Below are 16,151 nucleotides of genomic sequence, written 5' to 3'. Positions count from 1 at the left end.
TAATCAGGTGGTTGATTAGGGGGTGTTCGTGTGTCGAGAACCAGACTTGTGTTCTCTGCGATGTTATTGCTGTTTGGCATCATTTTTACGTTTAAGCATCACCTTGGTTTCTCAGTGGGGGACACGATGCTGTCTGCTATAGGCATGTCGCCTTATACCACATCCTACGTAAGTGGTGTGCATATCACATTTTTTTTTGGAATGGGTATATTAGTGTGCAGCTACTATTTTACACGCAAAGAAATCATGTCATTATATCCGGTTCTGGCCAAACGGCTCTGGCTGATCGTTCTCGCTATCGTTCTCAGTTATTCCTACATGACGGATAAATTGATGTATGTAGCCAAATGGGGGGCTTCGGGTATCAATGGTGTTTCCTATGTCCAAAATGATAGCTCCTGTACCTATGATGTACTGGACAATGGTATTACACGAGTTAACTGTGACCTGAAACTCAAAAATTACACCCGAGAGACTGTAGCAGCTGTGCTTTTGCCTGACTTGGGCCGCAGTTACAAACAACATGATGATCCGCTCTATGAATCCCTGCAGTCTGTCGAGCTCAAACCTGTACATATTGAGATTGAGCCGTATGGAACATTTAAGGGTCAACTGGCGTTTTCCGGATTAGCTGACTCCCCGTTGCAAGTGAATGGAAAGCTAACCGATATTGTTTTGGATGTCGCCGTGGATGGAGAGAATACGGTGTTTGATTACGATATTCCATAATAGATACTGCGTTAGCAAGATAGAATGAATACATAAGAAGAGTATTTTGAAGTAGAAGAGATTAAGCAATATATAGTATTTAGAAAAGAGCTGACGGTTGTCAGCTCTTTTTTGCGTGGAAGTTGCAATTAGTGCAGAAAAGTTGGTTTTGTCACCTTTATGCATGTATATGGTAACGCTTACGATATATAGATAACCTCTTTAAAGAGGTTAAGTCAGGAGTAACAGATGAGCTGTGAAGCGGTTTCGCCCAGAAAAAACAGTTTATGTTTAACGCTTTCATCGTTAAAATTAGATTCACTGACTAATGAAGGCAAGGTGAGGTAGGAAGATGTCATACCGGACGAATCTATTTTCCAAAATGGTCATTTTAATTCTAATTATGCTGGTTCCAGTCGTACTTCTGTACTGGTATTCCAACCATAAAACAACAGCAGTTCTACGGGATGAACTCAATCGCTCCAACAGTAACCAACTTGAATTTTTTCAAAATCAGGTGAATACACACATCGAGTTGTTATCCTCGTGGCCGAATCTGCTCATTCATGATCCCGATATTGCGAGCTTTCGGCGGATCTACGCCGACAGTAAATATTTCGATCTGGATACGATCAATCTGGTAAAACGTATTCAGAACAAGCTGAGTATCCAGGAAAGTTCATCCAACTGGACAACGAAATTGTATCTTTATTCGCCGACGCTTGGCAGGGTCATCTCTGAACGAGATGCCGGTTATTACGATCAGCAAACGCTGCGAGGCAACATTTCATCCGGATGGAATGTTCGAAAGGCTCAGGAGGGGGAAGATGATAAATTCATCTTCAGCTGGATCACCGTATCTCCATACGGCATTAGCGATCCCGCAGCCAATGCGCAGACCGTGATTAAGCTTGAATTCGACAGTGACAACATTCGAGATATGCTGGACAAATTCAAGGACGATGGTCGCCATGACCCCTTCTATTACCGGGAAGAGACGGGGGTTATCTATAACCGAACCTCGGATCGTGCCCTGACGGGTGAGCTGATGGATAATCTGGCCATTGATAAGCTTAAAGATGTTGATAACCGGACGGTGGTCATTGACGGTGAACCTTACATGGTTAATACGGTAAAGTCCAGCACGACAGGCTGGTATCTAGTTGATTACATGCCACTATCAGCTATTCTGAAGCCGATTCATCAGTCCAATATTCTATTTTATTCGGCCATGATCTGTCTGCTATTGATGAGCTTCGCCGTAGCCTATCTGTTATATGTACAGGTTCAAGTCCCTGTCAAACAGTTGATTCGTGGATTCCAACGATTGAAGCAAGAGGATTATTCAGTCCGAATTACGCCCAAGGGACGCAATGAATTCAGCTTTTTATCCGAACGATTCAACTCCATGGTGGCGCAGATTCAGCAGTTGTTTGAACACGTGTATTTGGAACAGATTCATGTGCGTGAAGCCCGGCTGAAACAGCTGCAATCTCAGATTAATCCACACTTTTTCTATAATTGTTTCTCATTCATTACGAGCATGGCCAAGCTGAAGCGTGTCGATGCTGTCGTTGCCATGTCGCATAATCTGTCCCGATACTATCGCTATACAACGAGGCAGGAACGTGATGTGGTGCCGCTCACAGAGGAAATCGAGTTCGTCACCTGTTATCTGGAGATTCAGCAGATGCGTATGGACCGAATACGTTTCAAAATTGAATTATCGGAAGACATCCTGAGGCAAGAGGTACCACCACTTATCGTACAACCACTGGTAGAGAATGCGGTTATACACGGGATTGAAACCGATGCCGAAGCTGGGGAAATACGGGTGTCGGGGGAACAGAGAAATGGCATGATGATTCTTACCGTAGATGACGACGGACAAGGTATGGATGAACTGGCCCGGCAGATGCTGCTCCACAAACTCACAGGAGGTATGGATCAAGAGATGGGTTGTGGGTTGTGGAACGTCAATCAGCGCCTTCAGCTCAGATATGGGGAGCAGGCGGGAATTAGCATTATGGAATCACCTCTTGGTGGGCTACGTGTTACCTTGTCCTGGCCGGCCGACGAAGAACATCTTCTTGAATAGAAGGATAGAACTAGTGTGTTTATATGACTACAGCATAAGAACGATAGATTTCATTGTATAACGAAGTGGATAGGGAGTGACTGTCTTGATTGATATCTTATTGGTGGATGATGAAACGTATGTAACGGAAAGTCTGGAATTGACCATTCCCTGGGGCGAGCTCGGTGTTACGACAGTTTTGCGTGCGGCATCTGGCAAGGAAGCGCTGCGGATATTGGAAGAGAATGCAGTGGACCTCGTGGTGACCGATATTCGAATGCCGGGCATGTCCGGGCTGGAGCTGGTTGAGGAGGTAAGTAGTCGATGGGCGCATATCCGCTGTATCCTGTTGACCGGACACAGTGATTTTCAATATGCCAAAAAAGCTATTCAACTGCAGGCTGCCGATTATATTCTCAAGCCGGTGAACGATGAGGAATTCATGGCTTCGGTCTCTGCTGCCATCACGTCCCTTCGGGATGATTGGGATGAATTTGATAAATACCATCGGTTGTTATACAGCCGGAAGTCAGATTATAAAATTTTGCGGGAGAATCTGATGCATGATTTGTTATTGGGCCGCGAGATTACAGCACGGGCACTGGGTGAACAGCTTGAAAAGTATGAGATTGTGCTTCAGCCGGATCAACCAGCAGTTATGATGTTAATTCGCCTTACGGGCCGGTTCTCTGCAATGGATCAGCAATCACTGGATTTGATGGAGTTTGCGGTTGGTAATATTGCTGAAGAGGTGTTTGGTCCGCATTTCAACGTATGGTTTGGGCGAGGTCCCCATGAGAGTCTGGTCATGATTATACAGAATCAGGGCTGGACGGAGCCTGTTCAGACGAATGTGGAAGAGCTGAAGCAGCCAGTTGGGACTTTCCGCGAGCATGTTATTCGATATTTGCAAGGCGATCTGTCCATGGTGGTCACAGCACCGTTTCAATTTGCCGATCTGACGAACGCTTATCGTAAAGGTTTGGGATCACTTGTTCTATCGGGTCCAGAGGAAAATACGATCATTTACATGGATAAAGAAGTGTCGAAACGACCGGAGAACGATGCGGCTCAAGCGCTTGAAGAGCTCTATAAGCCACCCGTACTGCCTCAATTGCTTGAAACCAAACAGTGGGAGGCAGCGGCACGTAAACTGAATGCCGTATTTGATGCAGCGGACCGCGTATGTCTTTCCAGAGAGCATGTATATGAGATGTATTTGTCTGTAACGAATGCCTTTATGTATATCGCTCATAAGCAGGGGCATCTCGTACATGAGATTGATCATGCGGGATTTGACCTGCTGCTCGCGCATCAGTTGATTCAATCACCTGACAAACTTCGCCGCTGGGCAACTGAGATGCTTGCCAAGCTGCAGGAGGAGCTGTCGGATCAGGAAGGCGTACAGAGCCGCAGACACGTCATCAAGCAGGTTCAGGAGATGGTAACCAGAGACGCAGGACAGGATCTGTCCGTGAAGATGATCGCAGACAAGGTGTATTTGCATCCGGTCTACTTGTCCAAGATCTACAAAGCCGAGACAGGTGAGGGGCTGGGCGATTATATGATTCGCATGCGGATGGAGCGTGCATTGTATTTGCTCAAAAACACCAACAAAAAGATATACGAGATTACGAGTGAGCTGGGGTACCAAAATCCGCAATATTTCAGCAAAATGTTCAAAAAGCATTACGGGATGACACCGAATGAATATCGGGATCAGGCATAATTTCAACATCATTCCAATATATAGGTTGCCAAAGGTGCAGAAATCTTGTTTTCGTGACATAGGCTGAAAGACCCGGCAGGCCTATAATGAAAGGGTAACCAAAATGATTGAAGGGGGAACAACATTGAGAGCGAAATCCACGAAAAAGAGATTACTGTCGCTTCTCGCAACGGCGGTGTGTCTGACCGGCGTCCTTGCAGGCTGTACAGGAGGAAATAGCGGAGGAGATAGCGAGGCATCAAGTGCGCCAGCTGTTGAAAACGAATACAAAGAAAAATATGATCCTGCAGTTACCATTACAACGGCATGGGGAATTGACCCTGAGCTAAAATTCAAAAATGGCGAATCGATGGAAAATAACGTAGCAACCAAGTGGGCCAAAGATCAATTCGGAATCGACATCAAATCATTGTGGTCTGTGACGGATACGAACAACGCATTCGCCACAAAACTTCGTCTTGCGATGTCATCCGGGCAGGAGATGCCTGAAGTGGTAATGGTAGGGGACAACCTGCTTGCACAGGATCTGATTGATTCTGGCATGTACCAGGAAGCGGGACCGCTGTTCGACAAATACGCTTCAGACACATGGAAAAAAGCGATGGAGCAGGATCCAAATGTATGGAACCAGTATAGCCGTGACGGCAAAAGAATGGGTATTCCCGTACTGGACTATGCGTACAACAATGATTACCTGCTGTGGATTCGCCAGGACTGGTTGGACAAGCTGAATCTGGAGGCGCCAAAAACAATCGACGAACTGGAAAAAGTCATGGATGCGTTCAAAAATCAAAATCCAGATGGACTGGCTCCAGACAAGGTTACTCCACTGAGCATCGGTTTCAAAACATCCATGAACACTTGGATGGGTGATCCATCCTGGATTTTCGGTGCATACGGAACACTGCCATTCCAATGGAATGTAGCTGAAGATGGCAAGCTGGAGTATGGTTCCATCAATCCTGGCATGAAGCAAGGTCTGACCAAATTGAGCGAATGGCTCAAAAAAGGATATATCCCACAGGAAGCAGCATTATGGGATGAAAACAAAACAGCCGAGCCAGCAGTGGCAGGTACAGCGGGTATTATCCCAGGTCCATACTGGATGAGTGGATGGCCGCTTCTGGATACAGTGAAAAATGTGCCAAGTGCCGTTTGGAAACCGATTGAAATCCCGACCGGTCCAGAAGGCAAAGCGATGCGTCATGGTACACAGTTTGTTAACGGCGTCATTCTGATCAAGAAAGATATGGAGCACCCTGAAGCGTTCTTCACGTATGAGAACTACCTGTTCGACAATTATGCAGACCCGGCACCAGGTAGCCAATATGATAACGGTCTATTTGCAAAGTATGACTATCAATTGGATGCCAATGGCAAACAAATGCCGATAGACCAAATTGAAGGCGGTTATGTGAACGTTGTACGTTATTTGCTCGTTCGTGACGGTGCCCGTATTCCGGATGCTCAGATGAAAGCCCTGCTGAATCTGGCAGATGGCAAAGAGCCGGAAACTAAGTTGGAGAAAGACGTAGCCGTTAACTATGGGCCAGAAACCCCTGCTGCTGCAAAAGTTTTGCTCAGTCAGGAAGAAATCTCGTTCAAAAACATGTTCACAGGTCCTACAACAGCGACAATGAAATCCAAACTAGACTACCTGAACAAAATTGAAAATCAAGCATTCAACGAAATTATTTATGGCAAAAATCCGGTAGATGCGTTCGATACATTTGTACAAACGTGGAAATCGGGTGGCGGTGACCAAATCACACAAGAGGTCAACGAATGGTATGACAGTGTGAAAAAATAAGGATAGAGGGGCGTGCAGACCATCCAAGTCTGCACGCTTTTTTTGTCGTTATGAGAGCCTGATTTGCTTCGGAAAGGTGTGGGTCAGCAGTGGATGAATGATTGAAAAGACAGCGAGTCCAAACTGGTTGCTTTTGTGCCATTTATATTGCTTTTATGTGCTGTTTGACCTATGCAAACGGTTGATATAATCGCAGTATAAGCCACTCAGGGAGCACTTGAGTAGGAAGAATTACAGGGGGAGCAATCATGAGAACTTTAAAACGAACTTGGCCATTTCACGTAATGCTGCTGCCAGCCATCATCTTTCTGATTATATTCAGTTATGTGCCTATGGGCGGAATCGTTATGGCATTTCAGAACTACAAACCATGGCTCGGCATCAGCGGCTCGGAGTGGGTCGGGCTAGATAATTTTAGATATTTGTTTGAACGCGAGGACAGTCTGCAAGTCATTTGGAACACACTGATCATTGCTGTGCTCAAACTCATCTTTAACTTGTTTGTCCCTTTTGTATTCGCGATTTTGTTGAATGAGGTTCGCAAGATGGCGATCCAGCGAACGATCCAAACCTTGGTGTATCTGCCTCACTTCTTGTCTTGGGTTATCCTGGGCGGAATTCTGATTGATCTGTTATCCACCGGTGGACTGGTGAACCGGGTACTCGGAACATTTGGACTTGGGCCATATTTCTTCCTTGGAGATAACAGCTGGTTCCGACCAACAATCATTCTAACGGATGTGTGGAAGGAATTCGGCTACAACATGATTGTATTCTTGGCTGCCCTTGCCGGCATTAACCCGGCGCTGTATGAAGCAGCAGAGATTGACGGAGCGGGTCGCTGGAAGCAGACGCTGCACATTACCATCCCGTCACTTGTACCGATGCTGATGGTGGTTGGGACACTGGCACTGGGGAACGTACTTAACGCCGGGTTCGATCAGATTTTCAATCTGTATAACCCGCTTGTATATCAAACGGGTGACATTATTGATACATTCGTTTATCGCTCGGCGCTGGAAAACGGAGAGATGGGCTTCGCGACCGCAATTGGATTATTTAAATCGGTCATCAGCATGGTCTTGATCCTTGTGTCATACAGCCTAGCCAAAAAATACGCCGGATACCGCATATTCTAATCGAATGAACAGAGAAAGAAGGGACCACGATGTATCATAAATCAACGCCTTATCGCGTGTTCAATGTCATCAATATTTGTTTTCTCATTTTGGTTGCCATTATGTGTATTGTACCGATGATTCACGTTTTGGCTGTATCCTTCAGTAACAAGGCTGCCGCAGATGCCAATCTCGTTAACCTCTGGCCGGTAGGGTTCTCACTTGAAGCATACAAAAAAACGATGAATAATCCGATTTTCCTAAACTCTCTCTGGATTTCCTTGCTGCGGACAGTCATTGGTACAGGAATTACGTTGCTGATTACCTTTTTGGCGGCGTACCCGTTGTCGAAAGAAAATAGTGAATTTAAAGGCAGAACCGTATATTCATGGATTTTTGTTTTTAGTATGATCTTTAATGGGGGACTCGTTCCTTTCTACATGGTCATCCAGAAGATCGGCCTGATGGATTCCTTCTGGGTACTGGTGCTTCCGGGAGCTGTCAACACCTTCCTCGTCATTCTGATGCTAAACTTCTTCCGGGGTATTCCGAAAGAGCTTGAGGAAGCGGCGCTGATGGATGGTGCCAATCACTTTAGAACGTTGTTCAGTATCTTCCTGCCGATTTCCATGCCATCTATCGCAACGATTGCATTGTTCAGCATGGTGTTTCACTGGAACTCATGGTTTGACGGATTACTCTACATGAACAATGCCAAGGATTATCCGCTGGCTACTTTCATGCAGACGGTAATTATCAAACGTGATATGAGTACGATGGCCATGAACCCGAAAGAGATGGAAACCATTTCTCAAACCACAGTAAGAGCGGCACAGATTTTTATCGGAAGTGCGCCAATCCTCATCGTGTATCCATTCCTGCAGCGCTTCTTTGTCAAAGGTATGACCTTGGGTTCGGTTAAAGGCTGAGCCTGCATCTAAATTAAACGGAGGTTGATGAAGTGAGCAATTTAAAGGAAGAGGCATTCATTCTCGGAATGGATGTGTCATTTATGGATGAAATTGAGCAGCATGGTGGGAGCTATCGTGATGAGCATGGGCAACAGGCGGACTTACTGACCCTTCTCAAGCTGGGTGATGCCAATGCAATCCGATTGCGAATCTGGAATGATCCTGTAGGCGGATTCTGTAATCTGGAGCGGACGGTAGCGGTAGCCAAACGGATTAAGGAACAAGGATTGCAATTTTTACTGGATTTTCATTATTCCGATCGTTGGGCTGATCCAGCCAATCAATGGAAGCCAAAGGCGTGGGAGAAGCTCTCCTATGAAGAACTGCAGCGTGAGATATGTACCTATACGGCAGATGTACTGAGAACACTCAAGGAGCATGATGCGTTACCGGACATGGTGCAGGTGGGGAACGAAATAACACCGGGCATGTTATGGGATGAGGGACGTGTGAGCGGAGAAGAGCATGATACGGATGAACAATGGGAGCGTTTTGCCGGACTTGTGAAGTATGGTATCGCTGCGGTTAAATCCATCGATCCTGATATCAAGATCATGATCCATATAGACCGCGGTGGTGATAATGCGGAGAGTCGCAAATTCTATGATCGGTTTGAGGCGCTAGGTGTGGATTTCGATATCATTGGGCTCTCCTATTACCCTTGGTGGCACGGAACACTGGATGCACTGCGGGATAATCTGCATGACCTGGCTCAACGCTACGGCAAACCAATTAATGTTGTTGAAACCGCTTATCCGTGGACATTGGAGCAGCCTGAAGGCCACGAGTGGATTCTGAATCAGGAAGAACTGTTGCTGCCAGGATATCCGGCAAGTGTGGAAGGACAGACACGTTATCTGAAGGATCTGCTGCAGATTATTCGTGAGGTTCCCGACGGTCTAGGAGTGGGATTCTATTACTGGGAGCCTGCCTGGATTCCTAGCAAGGAAGAGTGGTCTGTTGGACATCCGAATAACTGGGGCAACCTGACGATGTTTGACTTCAAGGGTCAGAAATTGCAATCGTTTTCAGCGCTGAAGGCTGGAGAGGAAATTAACACTGCATTGGATGAGCAGCCGAGTGCTGCATTGATCAAATAGATAATTAAAATGAAATAAATAAGGAGTTGTCAGCATGACATACAAATATCCACCTGTAAGTTCCAAAGCACCTCATATGTTACATGGTGCAGACTATAACCCGGAGCAATGGCTACGCTATCCTGAAGTCCTTGAGGAAGATATTCGCCTGATGAAGCTTGCCAAATGTAATGTGATGTCCATTGGTATCTTCTCATGGGTATCCCTTGAACCGGAGGAAGGGGTATACACATTTAACTGGCTCGATCATGTATTGGATACGTTTGCAGCGAATGGAATTTACGCATTTTTGGCTACCCCAAGCGGGGCAAGACCTGCCTGGATGTCGGCCAAGTATCCCGAAGTGCTGCGTGTTGGGGCCAATCGGGTTCGCAACCTGCATGGCTTCCGTCACAACCATTGTTATACATCTCCGGTATACCGGGAAAAGGTTACGGCAATCAATACAAAACTTGCAGAACGTTACTCGGATCATCCCGCAGTCATTGGCTGGCACATTTCCAATGAATTCGGCGGGGATTGCCACTGTGATTATTGCCAGGACGCTTTTCGCGGCTGGGTGAAAAACAAATACGGCACACTGGACGAGTTGAATCACTCCTGGTGGACAACATTCTGGAGCCACACCGTGACAGACTGGAGTCAAGTGGAGTCTCCTGCCCCGCACGGAGAGACACAGGTCCATGCGATGAATCTGGACTGGCGCAGGTTTGTCACCGATCAGACTGCTGATTTTATCGTGCACGAAACGAAACCGTTGAAGGCCAAAAATCCCGATCTGCCGGTAACGACCAACTTGATGGAATTTTATGAAGGATTGAACTATTGGAAGTTCGCTGACATTCTGGATTTCCTGTCATGGGACAGTTATCCGACATGGCATGATGCGGATGAAGAAGATACGCTGGCATCCCGAATTGCCATGATGCATGATATTGTTCGTTCAATCAAGGGTGGGCAGCCGTTTCTATTAATGGAGAGCACACCAAGCTCAACCAACTGGCAAGAGACAAGCAAATTGAAACGTCCGGGCATGCATTTGCTTGCATCTCTGCAAGCTGTAGCGCACGGCTCGGACAGTGTACAGTACTTCCAGTGGAGAAAGAGTCGGGGGTCCAGTGAAAAGCTTCATGGAGCAGTTGTGGACCATGTTGGACATGAACATACCCGTGTGTTCCAGGATGTTACCGACGTAGGAACGGCACTGGAAGGAATGCAGGCGGTGGTTGGAACGTCCGTTCCGGCTGAGGTTGCTATCATCTTCGACTGGGAAAACCGCTGGGCAGTAAAGGATTCCCAAGGACCGCGTAACATCGGAGTGAAGTACGAGCAGACGGTAGAATGGCATTATGATGCCTTTTGGAAAAAAGGTGTGCCTGTGGACGTGATCGACATGGATGCTGATCTCTCCAAGTACAAACTGCTCATCGCACCTATGCTCTATCTGGTACGTGAAGGCGTCGGCGAACGCATTGAGCGATTCGTAGAAAATGGTGGTACATTTGTAGCCACGTATTGGTCAGGTATCGTAAATGAGAATGATCTATGCTTCCTGGGAGGATTCCCTGGACCACTTCGCAAGACGCTGGGAATTTGGTCAGAAGAGATCGACGGCTTGCATGACCGTGATCTGAATGGGGTTGTGCCTGTGAAGGACAACGAGCTTCAACTGAATGCCGAGTATGATGCTTTCGAATTATGCGACCTGATTCATCTGGAAGGTGCAGAAGCGTTAGCGACATATCGCTCCGACTTCTATGCTGGACGGCCTGCTTTGACCGTTAATCGTCTTGGTTCAGGTAAAGCTTATTATATGGCTACACGTTTCAAAGCTCCATTTTACGATGATTTCTATGGCAGTTTAATCGCTGATCTGGGTATTGAGCGTGCTCTTGAAACTCAGCTTCCTACTGGAGTTACAGCACACATTCGTACTGATGGCACAGCTGATTATGTATTTGTGCAGAACTACACACCGGAGCCGAAACAAGTACAACTGGACAATCAGTCCTATCGTGATCTGCTGAGTGATGATGCTGTGGAGGGCAGCCTGGATTTGCAGCCATATGACATCCGGGTACTGCGCAGAGCGGCTGAGCGTAAATAATATAATATTACTCAATTGACTGTAAAATCTGGGGATAAAGCGATCGGAAGGTTGTTCTGTCATCAGAGTGGCAAGTGTAAATTTCTTTAGATCAACTTATATAGCATGCAGAAGGGTCACCCATAACGTCTCGATCAGACGGAGAGGGTGGTCCTTTTTGTCGTATTTAGATCACGTTGAGTACTTTTTCTGGGCAAGATAAAGGATAAACGTGTCCGCGCAGCGAAGACAAACAGGTAACATTGCAACTCATGACTTTCAGTCTGGGAGGAATTGGAATGAATCAAAGGAATTTAGACGGTAACAGCTTTATTATTCGGCTGGAAATGACAACAAAAGACATCAAGTTTGGCGAAGTGGCTTCGGCCATCTCGGAAGCTGGCGGGGACATCATCGCCATCGACGTAATTTCGACCAATCAGGATGTTAGTGTGCGCGACTTAACTGTCGCTGTAACGGATGCACAAGATAACAACAAAATTATAGAAGGGGTGCGTCAGCTTAAAGGGGCATCCATCATAAACGTATCGGACCGGACGTTCCTGCTGCACTTGGGCGGCAAGATCGAGGTTACTCCGAAGGTCCCGATTCATAACCGGGAAGATCTGTCACGCGTATATACACCGGATGTGGCCCGGGTATGTTCGGCTATATCAGAAGAGCCTGGAAAGGCATTTTCGCTGACAATCAAGCGGAATACGGTTGCCGTAGTATCAGACGGCAGTGCGGTGCTCGGACTTGGCAATATTGGACCACGTGCCGCGATGCCGGTCATGGAAGGTAAAGCGATGTTGTTCAAACAGTTTGCAGGAGTGGACGCTTTTCCAATCTGCCTGGATACACAGGATACCGAGGAAATCATTCGAACTGTGAAAGCGATCTCACCAGCATTTGGCGGGATTAATCTGGAGGATATTTCTTCACCACGTTGCTTCGAAATTGAGCGTCGCCTGAATGAGGAACTGGACATCCCAGTATTTCATGACGATCAGCATGGTACAGCAGTTGTATTGTATGCAGGTCTGATTAATGCGCTCAAGCTGGTTGGTAAGTCCATCACGGATGTAAAAATAGTTGTCTGTGGTATCGGTGCAGCAGGTGTGGCATGCAGTAATATTCTGCTGTCCGCTGGTGCGAGTCGGGTTGTCGGAGTCGATCGTGAAGGTGCATTGGTACGGACGACTACCTATGAAAATGAAGTATGGAGCGACTATGCAGCGCGTACCAACCCAGAACTGGAGACAGGTTCACTTCGTGACGTGATTCGCGGAGCAGACGTCTTCATCGGCTTGTCACGCGGTAATCTGTTAACCCGGGAAGATGTGCAAACGATGGCCGCTGACCCGATTGTCTTCGCCATGGCGAATCCGGTACCGGAGATTATGCCATCAGTGGTGGAAGACATCGTGGCTGTCATGGCGACAGGCCGCTCGGATTATCCGAATCAGATCAATAATGTATTGTGTTTCCCGGGGATGTTCAGAGCCGTGCTGGATTGCCGTGCCAGTGAGATTAATGAGGAAATGAAGCTCGCAGCAGCTCAGGCGATTGCTTCAGCCATTTCAGATGAAGAGCGCACCCGTTATTATATTATTCCGAGTGTGTTTAACGATAAAATTGTCAAATCGATGCGCAATCGCGTGATTGAAGCAGCGGTCAAGACCGGTGTGGCAAGACGTATACCACGTGAACAAACTCGCGAAGGCGGGGACGTGTAAGATGCAAGAGAATTCCCCTCAACATCTGAATCAAAGCACGCAACAATCAGGGCATGGGGATCAGGTTGATGGAACGTTAAAAGGAGAGGCTATTCTTCGGGCGGCTCGTGCTTTTGTACAGGGAGATGCGGCTGCACATACGGATGGTCATGACTGGCCTCATATCGAGCGGGTGACCGCACTTGCGGTCGAGCTTGCACACCGTATGGGTGCCGATCCCTTTATCTGTGAACTCGCTGCATTGCTTCATGATGTGCCGGATGAGAAGCTGAACGAAAGTCTCGAAGCCGGAATGGCGAAGCTGAATGCGTGGCTGGACACCCAGCCGCTTGAAGCGGGTACACGGGAAGCCGTGGTACACATCACTAGTTCCATTTCCTATGCAGGAGGACAGCGCCCTGCCGTCTCATCCCTGGAAGCCCAGGTGGTGCAGGATGCAGATCGTCTGGATGCGCTGGGCGCTATTGGTATTGCGCGTACGTTTGCTTTTGCCGGCGCGAGAGGTCGTGAGATGTATGATCCTGCACTTCCGCCACGAGAGCAGATGAACCGGGAGGAATACCGGAATGGACGCAGTACAACGATCAATCACTTTTACGAAAAGCTGTTTAAGCTAAAAGATCTGATGAACACGTCCTACGGCAAGGAACTGGCGGAGCAGCGTCATGACTTTATGATGCAGTTTGTGGAGCAGTTCAAGCGTGAATGGGAAGGAAGGTTTTCATAACTTTCTCCGTTTGAGTTAAACATACAATACCCCCTACTTCCGAAAGTGGAGTGTGGGGTATTGTTTTGTGTACATAGAAGTAGTAGGAAATTGAATTTAACTCATCAACAGGATACAAGGCATGGTAACCCAAAGGCTTCCATGATACAATAAATCGTTCTCCTGAATAGATTCGGGCAAAAAAAGAAATATGGGGTAATAATGATAATGATCATCCAACGAATGAAATCAGTTTCGAAAAAGAGGAGGGGTCACCATGTCATTTGGTGCACGTGTACTTAAGACAGGGATTGCGGTCACGCTGGCCCTGTACCTTAGCAGCATGTTCCTGAACCCGCAATCTCCCGTTCCCGCCGCGATTGCGGCCATCTTTGCGATGCAGCCATCGATTTATCGTTCCTGGAAGTATTTCCTGGATCAGCTGCAAACCACCACACTTGGGGCAATTGTGGCCTTGCTGGGAGGCATGGTGCTGTCCAATGAGCCCATCGCCGTCGGGTTAATTATTGTGCTGGTTATTATGATTTGTCTTAAATTGAATATGGGCGAAACGGTTGGTCTGACGCTGGTAACCGTTGTATCGATTATGGAAGCGTCGGGTGACTGGCATTTTGCATTGAACCGTTTCCTGCTGACCCTTGTCGGCATTGTATCTGCGTTTCTTATTAACATTACGGTATTTCCACCCAAGCCGAAGATTCAGTTCGTGAAGCAGATTCAGAGTGTGTTCAGTGGCATGTCACTGCTGCTGCGTACATCGATCTCGGATGAGATCAAGGAAGTGGTGTTCCGGGATGAGAAAAACAATCTGGGCGGTTCCATTAAATCTTTGTCAGATAAATATAATTTGTTTGAAGAAGAACAGAAGAAGATGAAACGTTCCAAATTCAGTGAGACCCGGCAGATGGTCGTTTACAAACAGATGCTGCTGAGCCTGCAAAAAGGATTCGATGTGCTGGATTCGGTAGAACGCCATTATTTCCAGGCACAGCGAACACCGGAAATGGATCAGTTCTTTGATACACATCTGGAGCTTGTTATCAAATTCCATGAACATGCGCTGCTCAAATTCGAGGATAAGCTGAAACCGAACGGAGAAGAAGCGGCACAGTTCATTTTGGATAATGATCGTTTTATGGAGCAGGCCATTTCCCAGTTTGATATCGATCAGGAAGGGATGTTGAGACTGTCCATCGTTGCCGCTGCAATCTATGATTATGGCTATCAGCTGGAACGATTAAACCGGCTTGCCGAACATGTGCATAGTGCCAGTGAAGACAAGGAGTCACAGGATAAAATTCTGAATTGGCTTAAATGGCCGTAAACATGGTAATACGGTTTGCGGTGATGTGGTTTGTCATATACAATGGAACCACAACCAGCCCGGACAGCGTGTCCGGGTTGTTTTGCATACATAGCGCAAACCTTGCGCAACCAACTCAATCGAACCGAGGTAGATACGTATGAATTTAACACAGCTTAGCACTGAATGGATGGAGTGGTTCAATGGACAGGATCTGGAGCAGAAGCAGCACGAAGCGATGCAATTGCTTACTGTGTCCGAAGGTGGCTGGCCGCATCAGGCGATGATCAGTATGGGGGAAGTCATTGCGGTCACGCCAAACCTGCTGAGACTGGCTTTATGGCCGGGAACACAGACAAGTATGAATATGAGTCGAACAGGCAAGGCTACCTTGATTGCTGTTCATCAGCAAAGCTTGTTATCTATTCGTCTGGATGTGACGTCACTGCCACAACTCATGGAAGCTGTGCATCCGAGAGATCGCTTTGAGGCTCAGGTGTTAAACGTTCGAGTAGATCATGCACCCTATGCGGAGATTACTTCTGGAATAACATTTCAATTAAAAGACGTATCTGGGGCCATCACACGCTGGAGAGAGACCATAGAAGAATTAAGACAATAGCAGAGGAAAGTTCTATATTCATCCCATCCGAGGGTAATAATAGAATGAAAACAACAAAAAACGCCTCCGCTTGCATCGGGACGTTGTCACTGGTACAATAAAAAATGGTTTTCAGAAAATTAGAACTAATTAACATAAAATAAAAATGTTTACTTTCTAAT

The 16,151-nt window shown here is 46.9% G+C and carries 12 protein-coding genes; all 12 read left to right on the top strand.

Annotation, left to right across the window (positions count from 1 at the left end; genetic code table 11):
- The first annotated feature begins 30 nt into the window (after positions 1–30).
- The 12 genes from G3352_RS22675 to G3352_RS22620 all read left to right on the top strand — a co-directional run bounded on the left by G3352_RS22675 (position 31) and on the right by G3352_RS22620 (position 15,990).
- Positions 31–729, top strand: coding sequence for a hypothetical protein (locus tag G3352_RS22675; RefSeq protein WP_163760174.1), 699 nt, complete (start codon positions 31–33; stop codon positions 727–729).
- A gap of 361 nt (positions 730–1,090) precedes the next feature.
- Positions 1,091–2,806, top strand: coding sequence for a sensor histidine kinase (locus G3352_RS22670; protein WP_481856323.1), 1,716 nt, complete (start codon positions 1,091–1,093; stop codon positions 2,804–2,806).
- Between the two features lie 85 nt (positions 2,807–2,891).
- A complete protein-coding gene (locus tag G3352_RS22665; RefSeq protein WP_163760168.1) occupies positions 2,892–4,514 on the top strand; it encodes a response regulator in 1,623 nt (540 codons plus the stop codon).
- A gap of 124 nt (positions 4,515–4,638) precedes the next feature.
- On the top strand, positions 4,639–6,324 hold the full coding sequence (locus tag G3352_RS22660) for a type 2 periplasmic-binding domain-containing protein (protein ID WP_163760163.1): 1,686 nt from the start codon (positions 4,639–4,641) through the stop codon (positions 6,322–6,324).
- Between the two features lie 248 nt (positions 6,325–6,572).
- The gene (locus G3352_RS22655) at positions 6,573–7,463 is read left to right on the top strand and encodes an ABC transporter permease (protein WP_062321959.1); all 891 of its coding nucleotides are present in this window, start codon (positions 6,573–6,575) and stop codon (positions 7,461–7,463) included.
- A gap of 29 nt (positions 7,464–7,492) precedes the next feature.
- On the top strand, positions 7,493–8,371 hold the full coding sequence (locus G3352_RS22650) for a carbohydrate ABC transporter permease (protein ID WP_163760160.1): 879 nt from the start codon (positions 7,493–7,495) through the stop codon (positions 8,369–8,371).
- A gap of 32 nt (positions 8,372–8,403) precedes the next feature.
- Entirely contained in the window at positions 8,404–9,513 is a 1,110-nt protein-coding gene (locus G3352_RS22645; protein WP_163760158.1) for a glycosyl hydrolase 53 family protein, read from the top strand.
- 34 nt (positions 9,514–9,547) lie between these two features.
- A complete protein-coding gene (locus tag G3352_RS22640; RefSeq protein ID WP_163760155.1) occupies positions 9,548–11,620 on the top strand; it encodes a beta-galactosidase in 2,073 nt (690 codons plus the stop codon).
- A 278-nt stretch (positions 11,621–11,898) separates the two neighbouring features.
- A complete protein-coding gene (locus G3352_RS22635; protein WP_076289426.1) occupies positions 11,899–13,338 on the top strand; it encodes an NAD-dependent malic enzyme in 1,440 nt (479 codons plus the stop codon).
- Between the two features lies 1 nt (position 13,339).
- The gene (locus G3352_RS22630; RefSeq protein ID WP_163760152.1) at positions 13,340–14,065 is read left to right on the top strand and encodes an HD domain-containing protein; all 726 of its coding nucleotides are present in this window, start codon (positions 13,340–13,342) and stop codon (positions 14,063–14,065) included.
- A 256-nt stretch (positions 14,066–14,321) separates the two neighbouring features.
- Positions 14,322–15,389, top strand: a complete 1,068-nt coding sequence (locus G3352_RS22625; RefSeq protein WP_076289428.1) for an FUSC family protein — start codon at positions 14,322–14,324, stop codon at positions 15,387–15,389.
- A 139-nt stretch (positions 15,390–15,528) separates the two neighbouring features.
- The gene (locus tag G3352_RS22620) at positions 15,529–15,990 is read left to right on the top strand and encodes a pyridoxamine 5'-phosphate oxidase family protein (RefSeq protein WP_163760150.1); all 462 of its coding nucleotides are present in this window, start codon (positions 15,529–15,531) and stop codon (positions 15,988–15,990) included.
- Positions 15,991–16,151 lie beyond the last annotated feature (161 nt).

Source organism: Paenibacillus sp. ALJ109b (assembly GCF_010747435.1).
In the GTDB taxonomy this organism is placed as follows: domain Bacteria; phylum Bacillota; class Bacilli; order Paenibacillales; family Paenibacillaceae; genus Paenibacillus; species Paenibacillus taichungensis.
This window is presented reverse-complemented; position numbering and strand designations above follow the sequence as displayed.